The 16912-nt window shown below is 61.3% G+C and carries 15 protein-coding genes and 2 pseudogenes; 5 read left to right on the forward strand and 12 right to left on the reverse strand.

Annotated features, from left to right (window positions below):
* Positions 1–15 precede the first annotated feature (15 nt).
* Together kdpA and kdpF are read right to left on the reverse strand one after the other, a co-directional pair.
* Complete coding sequence (gene kdpA / locus CLU85_RS10990) at positions 16–1809, reverse strand: potassium-transporting ATPase subunit KdpA (RefSeq protein WP_100410295.1); 1794 nt, start codon at positions 1807–1809, stop codon at positions 16–18.
* A complete protein-coding gene (gene kdpF, locus CLU85_RS10995; RefSeq protein WP_010458774.1) occupies positions 1806–1901 on the reverse strand; it encodes a K(+)-transporting ATPase subunit F in 96 nt (31 codons plus the stop codon). The genes kdpA and kdpF overlap by 4 nt, the downstream gene beginning before the upstream one ends.
* A gap of 492 nt (positions 1902–2393) precedes the next feature.
* Between kdpF and CLU85_RS11000 the strand changes: the two genes are divergently transcribed.
* A complete protein-coding gene (locus CLU85_RS11000; protein WP_100410296.1) occupies positions 2394–3290 on the forward strand; it encodes a DMT family transporter in 897 nt (298 codons plus the stop codon).
* Positions 3291–3415: 125 nt separating this feature from the next.
* Here the strand turns inward: CLU85_RS11000 and CLU85_RS11005 are convergent, their stop codons facing one another.
* From CLU85_RS11005 to lptF, 6 genes are all read right to left on the reverse strand, one after another.
* A complete protein-coding gene (locus CLU85_RS11005) occupies positions 3416–4084 on the reverse strand; it encodes a hypothetical protein (protein ID WP_157803956.1) in 669 nt (222 codons plus the stop codon).
* A gap of 43 nt (positions 4085–4127) precedes the next feature.
* On the reverse strand, positions 4128–5300 hold the full coding sequence (locus tag CLU85_RS11010; protein WP_100410298.1) for a pyridoxal phosphate-dependent aminotransferase: 1173 nt from the start codon (positions 5298–5300) through the stop codon (positions 4128–4130).
* A gap of 120 nt (positions 5301–5420) precedes the next feature.
* Complete coding sequence (locus CLU85_RS11015) at positions 5421–6362, reverse strand: CysB family HTH-type transcriptional regulator (protein ID WP_100410299.1); 942 nt, start codon at positions 6360–6362, stop codon at positions 5421–5423.
* A gap of 72 nt (positions 6363–6434) precedes the next feature.
* Entirely contained in the window at positions 6435–6806 is a 372-nt protein-coding gene (locus tag CLU85_RS11020) for a sirohydrochlorin chelatase (protein WP_100410300.1), read from the reverse strand.
* 22 nt (positions 6807–6828) lie between these two features.
* Positions 6829–7938 carry an LPS export ABC transporter permease LptG gene (gene lptG, locus CLU85_RS11025; RefSeq protein ID WP_100410301.1) on the reverse strand — a complete coding sequence of 370 codons (1110 nt, stop codon included), beginning with the start codon at positions 7936–7938 and terminating at the stop codon, positions 6829–6831.
* Entirely contained in the window at positions 7935–9041 is a 1107-nt protein-coding gene (gene lptF / locus CLU85_RS11030; RefSeq protein ID WP_100410302.1) for an LPS export ABC transporter permease LptF, read from the reverse strand. The genes lptG and lptF overlap by 4 nt, the downstream gene beginning before the upstream one ends.
* A 23-nt stretch (positions 9042–9064) precedes the next feature.
* Between lptF and CLU85_RS11035 the strand changes: the two are divergent.
* The 4 genes and pseudogenes from CLU85_RS11035 (at position 9065) to CLU85_RS11050 (ending at position 12844) form a co-directional block, all read left to right on the forward strand.
* A pseudogene (locus CLU85_RS11035) lies at positions 9065–10578 on the forward strand (leucyl aminopeptidase).
* Positions 10579–10597: 19 nt separating this feature from the next.
* Positions 10598–11020, forward strand: a pseudogene (locus tag CLU85_RS11040) (DNA polymerase III subunit chi); the annotation flags it as partial.
* A gap of 329 nt (positions 11021–11349) precedes the next feature.
* Entirely contained in the window at positions 11350–11586 is a 237-nt protein-coding gene (locus tag CLU85_RS23625; RefSeq protein WP_369858189.1) for a hypothetical protein, read from the forward strand.
* Positions 11587–11716: 130 nt separating this feature from the next.
* Positions 11717–12844 carry a branched-chain amino acid ABC transporter substrate-binding protein gene (locus CLU85_RS11050; protein WP_100410305.1) on the forward strand — a complete coding sequence of 376 codons (1128 nt, stop codon included), beginning with the start codon at positions 11717–11719 and terminating at the stop codon, positions 12842–12844.
* Positions 12845–12928: 84 nt separating this feature from the next.
* Here the strand turns inward: CLU85_RS11050 and CLU85_RS11055 are convergent.
* The 4 genes from CLU85_RS11055 to lexA all read right to left on the reverse strand — a co-directional run bounded on the left by CLU85_RS11055 (position 12929) and on the right by lexA (position 16896).
* Positions 12929–14154 (reverse strand): IS3 family transposase gene (locus CLU85_RS11055; protein WP_369858190.1). Its coding sequence is split into 2 segments (ribosomal slippage): positions 12929–13812 and positions 13812–14154, totalling 1227 coding nucleotides; the frame shifts between segments, so codons are not numbered across the junction.
* 160 nt (positions 14155–14314) lie between these two features.
* Positions 14315–15322 (reverse strand): D-2-hydroxyacid dehydrogenase family protein, encoded by a 1008-nt coding sequence (locus CLU85_RS11060; protein WP_100410306.1) that lies wholly within the window; start codon positions 15320–15322, stop codon positions 14315–14317.
* A 197-nt stretch (positions 15323–15519) separates the two neighbouring features.
* The gene (locus tag CLU85_RS22990) at positions 15520–16047 is read right to left on the reverse strand and encodes a hypothetical protein (protein ID WP_157803957.1); all 528 of its coding nucleotides are present in this window, start codon (positions 16045–16047) and stop codon (positions 15520–15522) included.
* Between the two features lie 174 nt (positions 16048–16221).
* Positions 16222–16896 carry a transcriptional repressor LexA gene (lexA, locus tag CLU85_RS11070; RefSeq protein WP_100410308.1) on the reverse strand — a complete coding sequence of 225 codons (675 nt, stop codon included), beginning with the start codon at positions 16894–16896 and terminating at the stop codon, positions 16222–16224.
* Positions 16897–16912 lie beyond the last annotated feature (16 nt).

Genomic DNA, 16912 nt, shown 5'->3' on the forward strand with positions numbered 1-16912 from the left:
TCTCCCAGCCATTTATTAACGGGGTGTGAGCACGAGATGCTCAACCACCGGGCCCAGCGCCAGGGCGGGCACATAGTTCAGCAACCCCACCAGCAGCACGACGCCCGCCAGCAGCGCCACAAACAGCGGGCCGTGGGTGGGCAAGGTGCCGTCGGTGGCGGTGGCGCGCTTCTTGGCGGCCAGAGATCCGGCCATGGCCAGCACCGGCACGATCAGACCAAAGCGCCCCAGCCACATGGCCACGGCCAGCAGCACGTTGTAGAAGGGGGTGTTGGCCGACAGGCCCGCGAAGGCGCTGCCGTTGTTGTTGGCAGCCGATGACAGCGCATAAAGCACCTGGCTGAAGCCGTGTGCGCCAGGGTTGGAGAGGCCTGCGCGGCCTGCCTCGCTCATCACTGCGACGGCGGTGCCGAGCAATACGAGTAACGGCGTCACCAGGATGGCGATGGAGACGAGCTTCATCTCATGCGTCTCGATCTTCTTGCCCAGGTATTCTGGCGTGCGGCCAATCATCAGCCCGGCGATGAACACCGCCATGATGGCGAACACCAGCATGCCGTACAGGCCCGAGCCCACGCCGCCAAACACCACCTCGCCCATCTGCATCAGCACCATGGGCACCATGCCGCCCAGCGGGGTGAAGCTGTCGTGCATCGCAATCACCGCGCCGCAGCTGGCCGCCGTGGTGATGACGGCGAACAAGGCCGAGGTGGCAATCCCAAAGCGCGTTTCCTTGCCTTCCATGTTGCCGCCTGCCTGCAGGGCGCTGGCAGCCTGGTCTACGCCCAGCGATGCCAACAGCGGGTTGCCCTGCTGCTCAAAGGTGGTGGCTGCCACCACCGCGATCACAAACAGCAGGCTCATCGTGGCCAAAATCGTCCAGCCCTGGCGCTCATCGCCCACCATGCGGCCAAACACCAGGCACAGCGCGGCTGGGATGAGGAAGATCGCCAGCATCTGCAACAGGTTGCTGGCGGCTGAGGGGTTCTCGAACGGGTGGGCCGAGTTGGCGTTGAAGAAGCCGCCACCGTTGGTGCCCAGCATCTTGATGGCCAACTGCGAGGCCACGGGGCCCATGGCCAGCGTCTGCGTGGCTTGCGTGGCGGGTTCCGTCACAGGGGCGCCCTGAGCGTCCAGCACCGGCTGGCCTGTGCCATCGAGCTTGGGCGCGTCGTAGTGCACAGGCTCCAGCGTCTGCACTTCGGTGTAGGGCGACAAGTTCTGGATCACGCCCTGGCCTGCAAACACCACGGCCAGCACCAGCGACAGGGGCAGCAGCACCCAGAGCGTGGCGCGGGTCAGGTCGGCCCACACGTTGCCAATACTCTGCGCTGAATGCCGCGCAAACCCGCGCACCAGCGCAATGACAACGACCAGGCCCGTGGCGGCAGATAGAAAGTTCTGCACCGTCAGCGCCAGCATCTGCGTGAGGTAGCTCATGGTGCTCTCGCCGCCATAGCCTTGCCAGTTGGTGTTGGTGACAAAGCTGATGGCCGTGTTGAAAGCCGAATCGGGTGCCACGGCAGCCATCCCTTGCGGGTTGAGCGGCAGCACGCCCTGCCAGCGCTGCAGCGCATACACGGCCAGCACGCCCAGGCCGTTGAATACCAGCAGGCCCAGCGCGTAGCGTAGCCAGCCGGTCTCTTCGTCGGGCCGCACGCCGGCCAGTCGGAACAGCGGCCCTTCCAGCCGCCGCCCCAAGGCAAAGCGGCCTGCCATTACGGTGTCGATGTAACGCGCCAGCGGCCAAGCCAGCGCCAGCAGCAGTGCCAAAAACACTGCCAATTGCAGCCAGGCACCGGTGCTCATGAAAAGTCCTCCGGCCGCAACAGCACGGCGACCAGGTACACCAAAAGCGCAGCGGCGAGCACGGCCGCCAAAATCATCCAGCCGCTCGTCATGACCGCCCCCCTTGCGCCTGCCGTTGCAGCAGCGCGCACCCTGTTGCCAAGCCATAGACGGCCAGCCAGAGCAGGCCTCCAACCGCCATCAATATCCAGTCCATAGCGTCCTCCTTGAGACATGGACCGATGCTAGGAACGGACGCATCAAGATGGGCGCAAGAGTGCGGTGTGGGGTATCAAGATCGCATCAAGATGCGCGGGCGCCAGGCCTGGCTGGCAGAAAGGTTCATGGCAATTTGCTATTGAATTTATAGCTTTATGCGCATGATATTCAAGCGCTACAGGCCATTTCTATTCAAAGTGTTGCCTTGTAGCGCGGGTTTGCCGGTTCTCGCACTGGTTTCGGGCGTCAGCACGCTCGGCAGGTGTGGCGCACCTTGATGTCTATCCGTTCTCCCAACGGGTCATTAGAGAACGCTCACATTGGCCTGCAGCAAAAGCGCTCGCAAGCTGCGATCATCCCCACCCTGCATCACGCTTCTGTTCTCCATGACCCAGGCCACACCGCTCCGTCCCAGCGCTTCCAGTCCGCTCGATTCCCTCGTCCCTCTGCTGTTTGTGGCGCTCTGGAGCACCGGCTTTATCGGCGCCAAGTTGGGGTTGCCGTATGTGGAGCCGCTGACCTTTCTGGCGCTGCGCTTTGCCATCGTCATCGTACTCATGCTCGCGGTGGTGGCCGTGGCGCGTGCACCGTGGCCGCCGTCAGGCAGGGCCTGGCTGCACATTGGGGTGTCGGGCCTGCTGGTGCACGGCGTGTACCTGGGCGGGGTGTTCATGGCCATCGGGCACGGGCTACCGTCGGGCATCACCGCGCTGGTGGTGGGCCTGCAGCCGCTGCTGACAGCTCTGGTGGCCGGGGCTTTGCTGGGCGAGAAAGTGCGGCCTGCCCAGCGGGCGGGCCTGGCGCTGGGGTTTACCGGTGTGGCGCTGGTGGTGGCCGGCAAGGTGGCCACCGTGCCGGCGGGTGCTTTGCTGGGCATGCTGCTGCCCGCGGTGGTCGCGCTACTCGGCATCACGGCGGGCACGCTGTACCAGAAGCGGTTTTGCCCCTCGTTCGACTTGCGCACGGGCTCCGTCATTCAGTACCTGCCCTGTGCGGTGGCCATGGCCGCCGTCGCCTACGCCACCGAATCCATGGCCATATCGTGGACGGGAGAGTTCGTGTTTGCGCTGGGCTGGCTGGTGCTTGTGCTCTCACTGGGGGCCGTGAGCCTGTTGAACCTGCTCATCCGCCGGGGCGGCGCCGTCAATGTGGCCAGCCTGTTCTACCTGACCCCTCCCACCACGGCGCTGATCGCTTGGGCGATGTTTGGTGAGACGCTCAGCGGCTGGGCGCTGGTGGGGATGGTGCTGGCGGTGGCGGGTGTGTGGCTGGCGCGTCGGTAGAGAGCGCTGATGCACTCAAATAGGTAACGCTGACTCATGTTGCAAATGGCTCATAACCAAGCTGTTTACAGCTTGCTTGAGCCCTCCAAGCGCCCGTCTGTACCCCATGTAGTCTGCATATATTTTTATGCCAGATTTACCTCTTTTTGCCGCCCGAAATGATGATTGGGCGTGTAGATGAATGGGTGGGAGACATCCAGCATGTGGACCACGGTGTAGAGGGCTTGAATATGGACAGCACAGCGCCTGATAGCCGTATACAGCTGAAAAAGTGATGGTGCTTCACCTATAGCGTTATGTATGTTTGCTAGTGCTTCTCGCTTTTGGTGCTCCGAGTGAAAAAACTCAGAGTTGAACCAAAGATCGATGATGTCCTTATTGGATGTCGCATGGCCAAGATCTCTTGTAACTTGGGCGTCGTTCTCTGCATCGTGATACAGACTGCGCAGCTTGGCCAAGTAACCTTGGGCCCAATCGTCGTTAACTCGACGCCCCACAGAATTCAAAATTCTCTTGAAGTGCGTTGGCTCTTTTTGCGCATATATGAGCCGGAACCTCGTTGCTAGAACGAGCACTTCATCCACTTCCGGAGTGTTGGCCTCAAATGCGATAACTTCGCCTGTGTTGCGGTCAATCGTTTTCTTGGCGATGGGCGGGCTTGTACTTTTTGTTAGCGATCGTGCAAATTGTTCAACGCGCTGCCGAAATAGAAAAATGTCTGCGAACTCGCTGGTCTCCATTCCAACTACAGCACTTTGATGTGTAGTCATATGTGGCCAGATGACTATAGTCATGTGAGCTCCTTATGAAGGAGTGTTGCAAATTCCCGCTTATCTCTCACAGCTTGCGCAGCCGCTCCAGCGCCGCCCGCAGCGTCTCATCCTTCTTGGCAAAGCAGAACCGCACCACGCGCTGGTCAAACCCATCACCATAAAAAGCCGACAGCGGAATCGCCGCCACGCCCACTTCACGGGTCAGCCACTGGCAGAAGTCGGCCTCGTTCAGATCACTGATGGCCGAAATGTCCACGCACTGGAAGTAGCTGCCGGTGCTGGGCAGCAGCTTGAAGCGCGAGCCCGCAAGGCCCTGGCGGAACAGGTCGCGCTTGGCCTGGTAGAACGCGGGCAGCTGCAGATAGGGTGTGGGGTCTTGCAGATAGGCGGTCAGGCCGTGCTGCATGGGCGTGTTCACCGTGAACACGTTGAACTGGTGCACCTTGCGGAACTCAGCCGTCAGGGCGGCTGGGGCCGCGACGGTGCCGACTTTCCAGCCGGTGACGTGGAAGGTCTTGCCAAAGCTCGACACGATGAACGCGCGGGCGGCCAGGCCCGGAAAGCGTGCGGCGCTCTGGTGCTCGGCGCCGTCGAAAACCATGTGTTCGTACACCTCGTCGCTGATGAGCAGGATGTCGGTGGGGGCGAGCAGGTCTTCGAGCTGGCGCATTTCCTCGGCGGTCCAGATGGTGGCGCTGGGGTTGTGCGGGCTGTTGATGAGGATGGCGCGGGTGCGCGGCGTGATGGCGGCGCTGATCTTGGCGAAGTCGGGGCGGAAGGTGCCGGGTGTGAGCGGCACGCGCACGGCTTTGCCACCGGCCAGGTCGATGTTGGGCACGTAGCTGTCGTAGCACGGGTCGAGCACGATCACCTCATCGCCCGGGTGCACGATGGCCAGGATGGCGGTGATGATGGCCTGCGTGGCGCCAGCGGTGATGGTGATTTCGGTGTTGGGGTTGTAGGCCCGGTCGTGCAGCGCCTCGATCTTGCGGGCCACGGCCTCGCGCAGCGCGGGGATTCCGGGCATCGGCGGGTACTGGTTGTGGCCCGCTTGCATGGCCTGCGTGACGGCGTTCACCAGCTCGGGGGCACATTCAAAGTCCGGGAAACCCTGGCCCAGGTTGACGGCCTTGTGCTCTGCGGCCAGGGCCGACATCACAGTGAAGATGGTGGTGCCGACGTGGGGCAGCTTGCTGGGAAATGTGGGCGTGCGGGCGGGGCTGGTGGCTTGGGTCATGGCGCAACAACGATGAATGCGGGGTGTTGAAAAAAAGTAAAGATCGCGTGCGCGATCAAACAGGCGTGCTTGAATACGGCGCGCGTTGGGATGGAGCTTGGCGGGCGACGGATCACCCCCTCACAGTTCGTAGTCGTTGACATGGCCTGTCATGGCGCGGGCGATGAGTTCTCGGCTGAGGCGGTCGCTGAGCAACTCGGCAAATTTGTACACGAAGTTGCGCAGGTAGGCGCCGCGTTTGAAGGCCACGCGTGCCACGCTCTGGCCAAACAGGTGGCCGACAGGCCGCACCACGAGGTCGCCCAATGGGTCGTCGCGCATGGCCATTTCGGCCACGATGCCGATGCCCAGGCCCAGGCGCACATAGGTCTTGATCACGTCCGAGTCAATGGCTTCGAGCACGATGCGGGGTTGCAGTTTGCGGGCGGCAAATGCCTGATCGATCTTGCCGCGCCCGGTGAAAGACGGGTGGTAAGTAATGAGTGCTTCGTGGGCCAGGTCGTCAATGCCTATGCGCTCTTTCTGGGCCAGCGGGTGGTCATTGGGCACCACCAGCACATGTTGCCATTCGTAGCAGGGCAGGGTGACGAGTTCGGGGTAGTCGGCCAGCGACTCCGTGGCCATGCCGATTTCGGCCACTTCGTCGATGATCATGCGGGCCACTTCGTGCGGCGTGGCTTGGTGCAGGCTGATATTGACCTTGGGGTAAGCCTCGCGCAGGCGGGCCACGGGCACGGGCAGTACGTAGCGGGCCTGGGTGTGGGTGGTAGCAATGCTGAGGGTGCCGCTGTCTTGCGCGCTGAACTGCTCGCCAATGCGCTTCAAGTTGCCCACCTCGCGCATGATGACTTCGATGCTTTTGAGTACGTGCTGGCCCGGCTCGGTGATGCGTTTGAGGCGTTTGCCATGACGGGCAAAGATATCAACACCCAGTTCTTCTTCCAGCTCGATGATGGCTTTGGAGACGCCGGGCTGCGAGGTGTGCAGGGCCTTGGCGGCTTCGGTCAGATTCAGGCCCCGCCTGGCGGCCTCCTGAACAAAGCGGAATTGGTGCAGGTTCATATCCGATATCGCCTAAAGAATTGCATTATTATGATGCAATTGTCTAAGTGGTGCGCCAACTCGATAGAAGTTTCAGGCCTGTGGTGCCTCGCAGGCGATTTCGGCCATGAGGGCGGTCATGCGTGGGTCTTCGCCAATAGCGGCTTGAACATGCAGTGGTACGCCGGGGTGGGTGGTGCGCAAGGTTTTCACCAGCAAGGGGAGATCTTCGCGGGCGTGTTTGCCAGTGCCCAGGAACATGGGGACCACGGTCACGTTGGTGGCGCCCTCTGCAATCAGCTGACTGACTGCATCTTCGAGCGATGGAGAGCACAGTTCCAGGTAGGCACAGCGAACACGGCGATCAGGGTTCTGGGCGGAAATGTGTGCCGCTACGGCCTCCATGGGGGCGCGCCACAGGGGGTCGCGGGACCCATGAGAAAACAGGACGATGGCGTTGCTCATATTTTGTGCAGGCTCCAACAAATCAACGGCGAAGCACCAGCCAACCAAAGGCCGCCAGCGACAGCACCGAATAGATCAGCCCGGGTGCTGCAGCGGTAAGCCAAGGTGACCAGTTCTGCAGGTTGCCGGCATAGCCGAACACGTTGTTGAGCAGGAAGAAGCTGATGCCCGCCATGACGCCGCCAAATACGTAGCCTGCGATGCCGCCCGACCGAAAATGCAGGTAAGCAAAGGGCAGGGCCAGTACCACCATCACCAGGCAACTCAAGGGGTAGAACACTTTGCGCCAGAACTCGATTTCGTACTTCTGGGCTGACTGGCCATTGGCGTTCAGGTGCCGGATGAACTGAAACAGGTCCAGCGTCGCCATGCGATCAGGTTTGAGCAGGGAAGCAGCCACCATGTCCGCACTGATGCGGGTAGGCCACTGCAACGTGGGGGCGTCGAGGTGCTCCACACGGGCCTCATCCTTGTCGCCTTTTTGTTCGAAGCGGCTGCGTTGTACTTTTTCCAGGGCCCAGGCTCCGTCCGATCCGAACTGGCCCGACGCCGCTTGCGTTTGCGAAGCCAGGCGCCCCTTTTCGTCAAACTCAAAGATGCGCACGTCGAGCATTCCGCCGTTGGGCGTGAGTGCACGCACATTGACCGCGAAGGAGTGGTCTTCCTGGCGCTCCTTGAGCCAGGCCCCCGTGGCGCCTGTGGTCAGCCGCCCAAGGTAGCGGACCTTGATGAGTTGCGCTGTGCGGTCAGTGAGGGGGGCCAGGTAGTCACCCACGGCAAAGGTCAGCAACACAAAAAAACCGCCGAGCGTGAGCAAGGTGCGCAGCGCGCGCCACGGGCCCATACCACTGGTGCGCATGATGGTGAATTCCGAGCTTTGGGCCAGGCGGGCCATCACGAAGATGGTGCCAATCAGCACGGTGATGGGAAGCAGCTCATAGAGATGGCTGGGAATACTCAAGACCACGAACAGGAGCGCGTGTGACAGTTGATAGCCCTCGGCCCCAGTACGACCGACCCAGCGCAGTTCATCGACCAGGTCGAAGAAAAAGAACAAGGCGAGAAAGCCCACAGTGACGAAGGCGACGGCAGACAGGGCTTCGCGGTGGATGAGGCGGCGAATCGTTTTCATGCGGGGTAACCTTCAGCGCGCCGCAGCTGCCACAGGCGCCGGACAGTCCATTGGTTGTGGCGCACCGCCAGTACCAGCAGCGAGATGGCCAGCATGCCACCATGCAGCAGCACCATGAAGCTCAGCAGGCCAAGCCGACCTGCGCCGACCCAGCTTTGACCGAGGGTCATGAGGTTGTAATAAACGATGAAACCGAAGAGAGCAAACACCATGCTGGTGCTGCGCGCTGCACGTGGGTTGACGCTGGCCACAGCCAGCCCGAGGAGCACAAAATTAAGTGCTGCAAAGGCCAAGCCAAGCCGCCAGCCCAGTTCGGCCTGGTAGGCGGGCAGGGGCTGCATCAGCAGGTCGTAGGTGGTGCGCGTCTTGACGGCGAGTTCTTCGGCGGAGCCCGTAGGGGCAGAGCCGATGCGGGTTCCATACTCAGAAAACTCGCTGATCTTGACGCCGGGTTTGTCTCGCGCAGTCTCCAGCCGTTGCCCGTCGGTGAGCATGGCCATGCGCTCGCCGCCCTGGGTCTCCAGGCGTGCGCTGCGGGCTGAGGTGACGGATTCGCGCTTGCCATCGTTGGCTGCAATGAACACGTTGTTGCCCGCCTGGGTGTCGGGGCTGTCCTTGTCGATGAAGAACACCCGGCTGCCATTGGAGGATTCCTGGAATTCACCGGGCGCAACGCGATCGATGTCACTGCGCTGCTCATACCGGGTTTTGAGTTCCTGAATCTGCGAATTGGCCCAGGGCCACACGAGCAGAGACAGCACGGCAATCACCACCATCACCGGCCAGGCAAACCGGATCAGGGGCTTGACGAGGCTCAGGAGGCCTCGACCGCTGGCAAACCAGATCACCATTTCGCTGTCGCGATACATGCGTGACAACGTGCCGACCACGGCAATGAAAAGGCTCAGACTGAGAATGGTGGGCAATTGCCCCAGAACGGTGAAGCCCATGACCAGCATCACGTCAGAAGGGCTGACGCTGCCTTTGGAGGCTTGGCCCAGGGTACGGATGAGCATCATGGTCATGACCACGGTCACCAGCACCACAAGTGTCGCTCCGAAGCTGCGCGCCAGCTCCTTGCGGATGGATGAATCGAATAACATTGGCTCGAAGGAAAACACCGATTATGAACTTTGATCTCAAGACCCTTGACCTCGCGGCAGCTGTTTCGGAGAAATGTGACCTGCTGATCGTGTTGATCCCTGAGGGCTTCAAGCCGGGCAAGGATGCACTGTCTGCACTGGCCGCGCTGGCGCTCAAGAATGGAGATCTGAGTCTCAAAGCGGGCAAACACCTGGCCATGTACCAGGCGCCTGCGGTCGCTGCGCGCCGGGTGGTCCTGGTCGGGGCCGGTGATGGTTCTGCCCGCGCATGTCGCCAGGCGTTGCTGGCCTTGGGAGGCGCGATCAAGGCTCCCCAAACCAAGCGTGTGGTGCTGTGTTTTGCCGCGGGGGTGGCGGGCGATGTGGTGGGCGCAGCCGTGCAGGCAGTGGCTGAAACGAGTTATGTGTACACCACCACCAAGTCCAAGGCCGAGGTGCGTAGCCTGAGCCGCTGTGTGGTGGGTGTCACCAATGTGGCCGAGGTCCGCGACGGCTTTGACGGCGGCGTGGCGCTGGTAGCGGGCGTGGAGTTTGCCCGCGAATGGGGTAACCGCCCGGCCAACCATGCGACCCCCAGCCTATTGGCCGACGCTGCCAAGACGCTGGCCAAGCTGCCGCGCATTCAGTGCAAGGTCCATGGCCCGGCCGAAGTGAGCCGCCTCGGAATGGGGGCTTTTTTGGCGGTGGCGCGTGGCTCCGAAGAGCCATTGCGCTTTATCGAGCTGCGTTACAACGGTGCGGCGAAGGACAAAGCGCCGGTGGTGCTGGTGGGCAAAGGCATTACCTTTGACACCGGCGGCATTTCAATCAAGCCTGCGCCCGAGATGGACGAGATGAAGTTCGACATGTGCGGTGCAGCGAGTGTGCTGGGCACTTTCCGTGCTTTGGGCGAATTGCAGCCCGCGATCAATGTGGTCGGATTGATACCCGCTTGCGAGAACATGCCGGACGGGCGCGCTGTAAAGCCCGGCGACGTGGTCACCAGCATGAGCGGGCAGACCATCGAGATACTGAACACCGATGCCGAAGGGCGCCTGGTGCTGTGCGATGCGTTGACCTATGCCGCCCGCTTCAAGCCCGCCGCTGTGGTGGATATCGCCACGCTGACCGGCGCCTGCGTGATCGCGCTCGGGGGGTGCGCAGTGGCTTGTTCGCCAACAATGATGGCTTGGCCTCTGCCCTTCAGGCCGCTGGCGAGGTGGCCCAGGACCCTTGCTGGCGCATGCCTTTGGATGACGACTATGCGGACGGCCTCAAGAGCAATTTTGCCGACATGGGCAATGTGGCCGGTCGTGCGGGTGGTTCCATCACCGCCGCCAAGTTCTTGCAGAAGTTTGTGGGCGACATGCCATGGGCGCATCTGGATATCGCCGGTACCGCGTGGCGGGGGGGCGCTGCCAAAGGGTCTACAGGGCGACCTGTGGGCCTTCTCGTGCATTTCCTGTTGGGGCAGGTCCACGCCAAGTCGGCTCCGCTGGCAACCCGCGTGGCTGCCAAGCCAGCCGCAAAGCGCGCACCGCGCGTCAAGGCTGTTTGAGTACGCCATGACGGAGGTCGCTTTCCACTTCAACGCGCCAGACAAACTGGCCTATGCCTGCCGCTTCGCGCGCAAGGTGCAGCGCAGTGGGGCTCGCCTGGTTATTGCCGCGCCTGCTGATGCGTTGGATGCCCTGGATCGCATGCTTTGGGCGATGGCTCCGCAAGACTTCGTGGCACATTGCCGCAGTGATTCAGATGAGGAACTGGTTCATGCGTCTCCGATACTGCTGACGCTGGATGCGCGGTCTGCACCGCACCACGAAGTGCTGCTGAATCTGACGGCGCAAGTTCCTGAGGGTTTCGGACAGTTCGACCGATTGATCGAAGTGGTGAGCGCCCAAAATGAAGCGGACCGCACCGAAGCCCGCACACGCTGGCGCCACTATGCCTCCAGGGGCTATGCCATCACGCGCCATGATCTGGTGCTGAAGGCCGATTGATGGCGCTGCCCCCCAAAACACCGCCGCGCTTTGTACCAACACTCACCGAAGTGGTGCAGGTGCCCGATGCGCTTTTGGCTCAGAGCCCGCTGCCCCCTTCCGGGCGCACCACCGTGATGTCATCTCCGATGCCAGCGGGGGTTCCTCGGCCCGTTGCCGGCGCTCCATCACCTGCTGCAATGTCTCGGCCCGTGTCATCACCGTCGGCTTGGAGTTCTGCAAAAGCGCCGGCCCCCGTAGCTCCAGGGTTTGCGAATTCGCTGCGCGCATCTGGCACCGGCGTGCCGCCCCGCAACAACCCGACGTTCGACACCGTTGCGGTTCCTTCCGTGCCCCGTCCCTTGCCTGACGGCATGGAGGAATACATGGTGCACCGTGTCATGCAGCGTGTGGACGTTGTGCTGGATCAGCGCCTTCGTGAAGCGATCGCCACCGTGGTGCAGGAGCAGACCCGATCCGTGCTGCCCAGGTTGCGCGAAGAGATCGAATCAGTGGTTCGCCATGCGGTTTATGAGGCTGTCGCCGATGAGTTGGCCAGTGGTGGGCCGCCCGTGACCAAGGGATGACAGGGTATTCCCCTGTGGTTTCTCTCGCGTTTAATCGTGTTCCCTAATGATCTGGCCCGTAAATTGCGATATGTTCGCCTGCGTTGAGACACAAGAACATTCTCAGCGTTTATCTTTACTGGAGATTGATATGCAATTGAAGTTGAAACTGACCGTGGTTGCTGCTATCGCGGCTGCTGCTGGTGTGGCCTCTGCACAAGAGCAGGTGGTCAAGATCGGCCATGTGGCTCCGGTTTCCGGCGCCCAAGCCCACTACGGCAAGGACAACGAAAATGGCGCCCGCATGGCCATTGAAGAGCTGAACGCCCAAGGCATCACCATCGGCGGCAAGAAGATCAAGTTCGAGCTGCAGGCTGAAGATGACGCTGCTGATCCAAAGCAGGGCACGGCTGCCGCACAGAAGCTGTGCGATTCCAAGGTTGCTGGCGTTGTGGGCCACCTTAACTCCGGTACCACCATCCCCGCATCCAAGGTCTACAACGACTGCGGTATCCCCATGGTGACGGGCGCTGCGACCAACCCCAACCTGACAAAGCCTGGCTACAAGACCACGTTCCGTATCATCGCCAACGACAACGCCCTGGGCGCTGGTCTGGCGTTCTACGCTGTGGACACGCTCAAGCTGAAGACGGTTGCCATCATCGATGACCGTACCGCTTACGGCCAAGGCGTGGCAGACGTGTTCAAGAAGACGGCCACAGCCAAGGGCATGAAGGTGGTGGACGAGCAGTTCACGACCGACAAGGCCACCGATTTCATGGCCATCCTGACCGCCATCAAGTCCAAGAACCCTGATGCTGTGTTCTACGGCGGCATGGACCCCCAAGGCGGCCCGATGCTGCGCCAGATGGAACAACTGGGCATGGGCAACGTGAAGTATTTTGGTGGTGACGGTATCTGCACATCGGAAATCGCCAAGCTGGCCGCTGGCGCCAAGACCCTGGGCAACGTGATCTGCGCGGAAGGCGGTTCTTCGCTGGCCAAGATGCCTGGCGGTACGGCCTGGAAGGCCAAGTATGATGCCAAGTACCCCAACCAGTTCCAGGTTTATAGCCCTTACACCTACGACGCTACGTTCTTGCTGGTTGACGCCATGAAGCGCGCCAACTCCGTGGATCCCAAGGTGTATGTGAACGAACTGGCCAAGTCCAGCTTCAAGGGCGTGACTTCCACGATCGCCTTCGAACCCAATGGCGAAATGAAGAACCCCGCCATCACGCTGTACGTCTACAAGGACGGTAAGAAGACCCCTCTGTAAATGGAGTGGTTGGCCCCGGATTTTGCTGGGGTTGACCCGTCCTGAATAGCGTTGACACCCGGACCGGTTAAATCTCCAGCCAAACTACCCGGCCAAGGACGCCCGATGCACCGCATCGGGCGTTTTCATTTTCAGCGACAGATGGGGCCTCTCGCAGTTGTAGATCCCTACCGACTGCTCGACCATGCGTCTGGCCTGGGCAAGATCCGCAGGACGCTGCAGCAGCAACTCTGTCTTCAGTATGCCGTTGACCCGCTCGGCCAGTGCATTCTGGTAGCAGTCATAGCCATCTGTCATCGAGCAGGTCACGCCGTGCCGCTGGTGCAGCGCCTGGTAGTACGCCGAGCAGTACTGGATGCCACGGTCTGAATGGTGCACGAGTTGCTGACGACTGCTCCGCCCTGACAGCGCCATCTTCATGGCTTGCGCCACCTCTTCGGTCTGCAGGCTCTCATGCACGTGCCAGCCCACGATCTTTCTGGAGTATGCATCCGTGACTAGGCTCAGGTACACGAACTTGCCTTGCGTGGGCAGGTAGGTGATATCAGCCACCCAGACCTGTTCACTGGCGCTGGCGCGTACTTGTTGCGGCCCGGCCTTGAGCAGATTGGGGTGGCGCCTGAAACGATGGTGGCTGTCTGTGGTCTTGTGGTACGCCCGACGAGGCGCCACCAGCAGCTTGGCATTGCGCAGTACGTCGAACATCGCATCGCGGCCCAGGGCGATCCCTTGGCGCTGCAGTGGCTCGTGCAGCAGATGGTGTAGCTTGCGCGTGCCGATTCGCGGCTGGCGCATACGCAGCTCACGAACCAATCCCACCACCGCCTGCGACGTAGCCAGGCGACCGGCCTCGCGGCGCCTGCTTTGGTAATACGCCTGCCGGCTGTGGCCCATGTACTGGCAAGCCCTCTTCACGCTCAACCCCTGGATGAGGTCTTGCGAGAGGACTTGCCCGAAGGCTTTTTTACGACACGCACCCCGTAGTCCTTGCGCAGCACGTCGATGATGGACTCGAACAGCTGGGCCTTCTGCTGCGCCTGCTCAAGCTGTACCTTCAGCGCCTTGATCTGCTGCTCGGGGGTGAACGTCTCTTCGCTCTTGTCTATTGGCATGGCTGCAGATGATGCCCCAGCCGTCCAGCCCAGGCGGCCGTGCTTGCGAAGCCACGCCAACACCGTCGAGTTACCCTGGATGCCGTACTTGCGCTGCGCCCCTTTGCAAGTGAGTTGGCCTTTTTCTACTTGCTCGACCACCGCCAATTTAAAGGCGAGCGTGTAGTCGCGCTGTGTGCGTTTGATCCCCGATTCCATGACACATCTCCCTTTTGAAAGGTCCACGTGTCAACGCTGGGTAGGACGGGTCAGGTGCAAGCAAAAAGGCTTCCTGCGGGAAGCCTTTTTGCTTTTTTGGGGTCCGTCTGCCCGCGCAGCGAATGGCGGTGCCTGTAGAGGCTTTTGCTTGACTGGCTGACTAGCGGCGCACCTGGAGTGAGCCTGGGTTCACGATGTTGGTTGGGGTGCCTTTGATGAAGTTCACCACGTTGTCAAAGGCAGCACCAAAGTACAGCTCGTAGCTGTCCTGTTCGACATAGCCAATGTGAGGCGTGCAGATGCAGTTTTCCAGCCGCAGCAAAGCATGGCCTTGCAGGATAGGCTCGCTCTCGAACACGTCGATGGCCGCCATGCCAGGGCGTCCCCGGTTGAGGGCCGCGATCAGAGCATCGGGTTCGATCAACTCTGCGCGCGATGTATTGACGAGCAATGAGGTTGGTTTCATGCACGAAAGGTCTTCAAGCGAGATGATTCCGCGTGTTTCGTCATTCAGTCGAAGGTGCAACGAAATGACATCGCACTGCGAGAAAAATTCTTCGCGTGTGGTCGCTGCCTGGTAGCCGTCTGTCAGTGCCTGCGCACGAGAGCCTTCACGGCCCCAGATACGTACATTCATGCCGAAGGCCCGGCCGTAGCTCGCAACCAGTTGTCCGATGCGCCCATAACCCCAGATGCCCAACGTTTTGCCGCGCAATACATTGCCAAGACCGAAGTTGGCAGGCATGGATGCCGTCTTCAGTCCAGACTGTTGCCAGGCTCCATGCTTGAGATTGGAGATGTACTGGGGCAGCCTGCGCATGGATGCCATGACCAGCGCCCATGTCAGCTCTGCAGGGGCCACCGGGGAGCCCACGCCTTCAGCCACGGCAATCCCACGTTCTGTGCAGGCGGCCACATCAATGTGGCTCCCTATCTTGCCCGTCTGCGCAATGAGCTTGAGTCGCGGGAGCTTCTCGACCAGTTGCCGTGTGATTTGGGTGCGTTCTCTGACCAGCACGATGATGTCGGCATCTTTGAGTCGCACAGAGAGCTGGCCCAGTCCCTTGACCGTGTTGGTGTAAACCTTCGCGGTGTATGCGTCGAGCCGAGATGCGCAATGCAGTTTGCGCACTGCATCCTGGTAATCGTCGAGAATCACAATGTTCATCCCGACATTGTGCCTTGGCAGGGAAAGCCGCACCGCGTCCGGTGGCTGCCTTGCTCATCAAAATCCACAGCTTTTGGTGACCGAGTGTTGACTCGGTCAAAGCAATTCCTGCCAGGCACAGCGTGGCTGGCAATGCGCGCTGCATAACGGCGCCAAGAGGCTGCCGCCCGCGCCCCGGCAAGACTTGGGGATGGGTTCTATGCCTGAATGGCCTCTGAAGCGGCGATGCGGTCCAGTTCTGCGCACACATCGGCCATCCGCCCTGCGATCACCAATCGGCCTGTGCCGGAGTCTGATTTTCGCCGCAGGACCCGGGTGGTTTGGTGCGTGCTTGCATCCGCTGTCAGAGACGCAAGAAAGGTGTGGCGATTACTGCCCATCGATGGGATGGAAAGAAAAGACCGACTGGCAGCGGCTGGTGGCCGGATGGGGGCTTCGGGACTGCGAACTGGCGGTTTGACTGTGAATGGCCAATTGCCACGCATGGGGCGTGTGCCTTGTGCATCCGCCGGGCGCTGGGGAGACGGGGAGATGCGGCTGTCCTCACCGCTGCGGCTGCTGAGACCGGCTTCGTTGCTCCATTGCGGCCGGTCGAGGATAGCCGATGCCGTTGTTGGACGATGACCCGTTGGCGCGACGCCAGTCGGCACTTGGAGTGAAAGCCGGCGCATCAGGTCGCGCAGCGGGTTGCGAAATACAGGAAGGGTGAACAATGCAATTCCCATGTGAAAACTCCGAAGGTCGGGGGTTGGACATAGGCAGGATTGCAAAGTGATTTCATGCCTGGTACTTACTTACTGACTGGCATGAAACGAGCCTGGCACCGCAGGGCTGGCGTGCCGTTGCCAGCACACCAAACGCCCGCCACCTGCGGTGTGGCCCTGACAGGAGGCTGGGGCCTACATCAACATGGTGTTGCGGATCAAACCGACCGCAAGGCCTTCGATTTCGAAGGGCTCGCCGGGCTGCACGACGATGACCGGATAGTCGGGGTTTTCGGGCAGGAGTTCGATGGCCGTGGCGGTGCGGCGCAGGCGTTTGACGGTGACATCATCGCCCAGGCGAGCCACGATGATCTGACCATTGCGTGCTTCACGCGTGGACTGCACGGCCAGTAGATCGCCGTCCATGATGCCGGCATCGCGCATGGACATGCCGCGCACCTTGAGCAGGTAGTCGGGTTTGTGCTGGAAAAGGCTGTTTTCCACGCTGTAGGTTTGGTCTACATGTTCCTGCGCGAGAATGGGCGAACCCGCTGCGACGCGCCCCACCAAGGGTAGCACCAGTTGCGACAAACCGGGAATGGGCAGGTTGAACTGGCTGCCGCGCGCCGCGTTGATGGAGCGAACAGTGTCGCTGCGCAGACGGATGCCGCGCGAGGTGCCGCTCACCAGTTCGATCACGCCTTTGCGGGCGAGGGCCTGCAGATGCTCTTCGGCGGCGTTGGCCGACTTGAATCCCAGCTCGGTCGCGATTTCTGCACGGGTGGGGGGCGCGCCAGTGCGTGCAATGGCGGTCTGGATCAGATCCAGGATCTGCTGCTGGCGGGCGGTGAGTTTCGGGTTGTCGAGCATGGTGGTTTCCGGTGCA

The organism is Acidovorax sp. 69, from assembly GCF_002797445.1.
GTDB lineage: Bacteria > Pseudomonadota > Gammaproteobacteria > Burkholderiales > Burkholderiaceae_C > Acidovorax.

Bases quoted from the DNA above. Each gene is read 5' to 3' on its own strand.
- kdpA (WP_100410295.1), bottom strand. From the start codon at position 1,809: ATGAGCACCGGTGCCTGGCTGCAATTGGCAGTGTTTTTGGCACTGCTG.
- kdpF (WP_010458774.1), bottom strand. From the start codon at position 1,901: ATGACGAGCGGCTGGATGATTTTGGCGGCCGTGCTCGCCGCTGCGCTT.
- CLU85_RS11000 (WP_100410296.1), top strand. From the start codon at position 2,394: ATGACCCAGGCCACACCGCTCCGTCCCAGCGCTTCCAGTCCGCTCGAT.
- CLU85_RS11005 (WP_157803956.1), bottom strand. From the start codon at position 4,084: ATGACTATAGTCATCTGGCCACATATGACTACACATCAAAGTGCTGTA.
- CLU85_RS11010 (WP_100410298.1), bottom strand. From the start codon at position 5,300: ATGACCCAAGCCACCAGCCCCGCCCGCACGCCCACATTTCCCAGCAAG.
- CLU85_RS11015 (WP_100410299.1), bottom strand. From the start codon at position 6,362: ATGAACCTGCACCAATTCCGCTTTGTTCAGGAGGCCGCCAGGCGGGGC.
- CLU85_RS11020 (WP_100410300.1), bottom strand. From the start codon at position 6,806: ATGAGCAACGCCATCGTCCTGTTTTCTCATGGGTCCCGCGACCCCCTG.
- lptG (WP_100410301.1), bottom strand. From the start codon at position 7,938: ATGAAAACGATTCGCCGCCTCATCCACCGCGAAGCCCTGTCTGCCGTC.
- lptF (WP_100410302.1), bottom strand. From the start codon at position 9,041: ATGTTATTCGATTCATCCATCCGCAAGGAGCTGGCGCGCAGCTTCGGA.
- CLU85_RS11050 (WP_100410305.1), top strand. From the start codon at position 11,717: ATGCAATTGAAGTTGAAACTGACCGTGGTTGCTGCTATCGCGGCTGCT.
- CLU85_RS11060 (WP_100410306.1), bottom strand. From the start codon at position 15,322: ATGAACATTGTGATTCTCGACGATTACCAGGATGCAGTGCGCAAACTG.
- CLU85_RS22990 (WP_157803957.1), bottom strand. From the start codon at position 16,047: ATGGGAATTGCATTGTTCACCCTTCCTGTATTTCGCAACCCGCTGCGC.
- lexA (WP_100410308.1), bottom strand. From the start codon at position 16,896: ATGCTCGACAACCCGAAACTCACCGCCCGCCAGCAGCAGATCCTGGAT.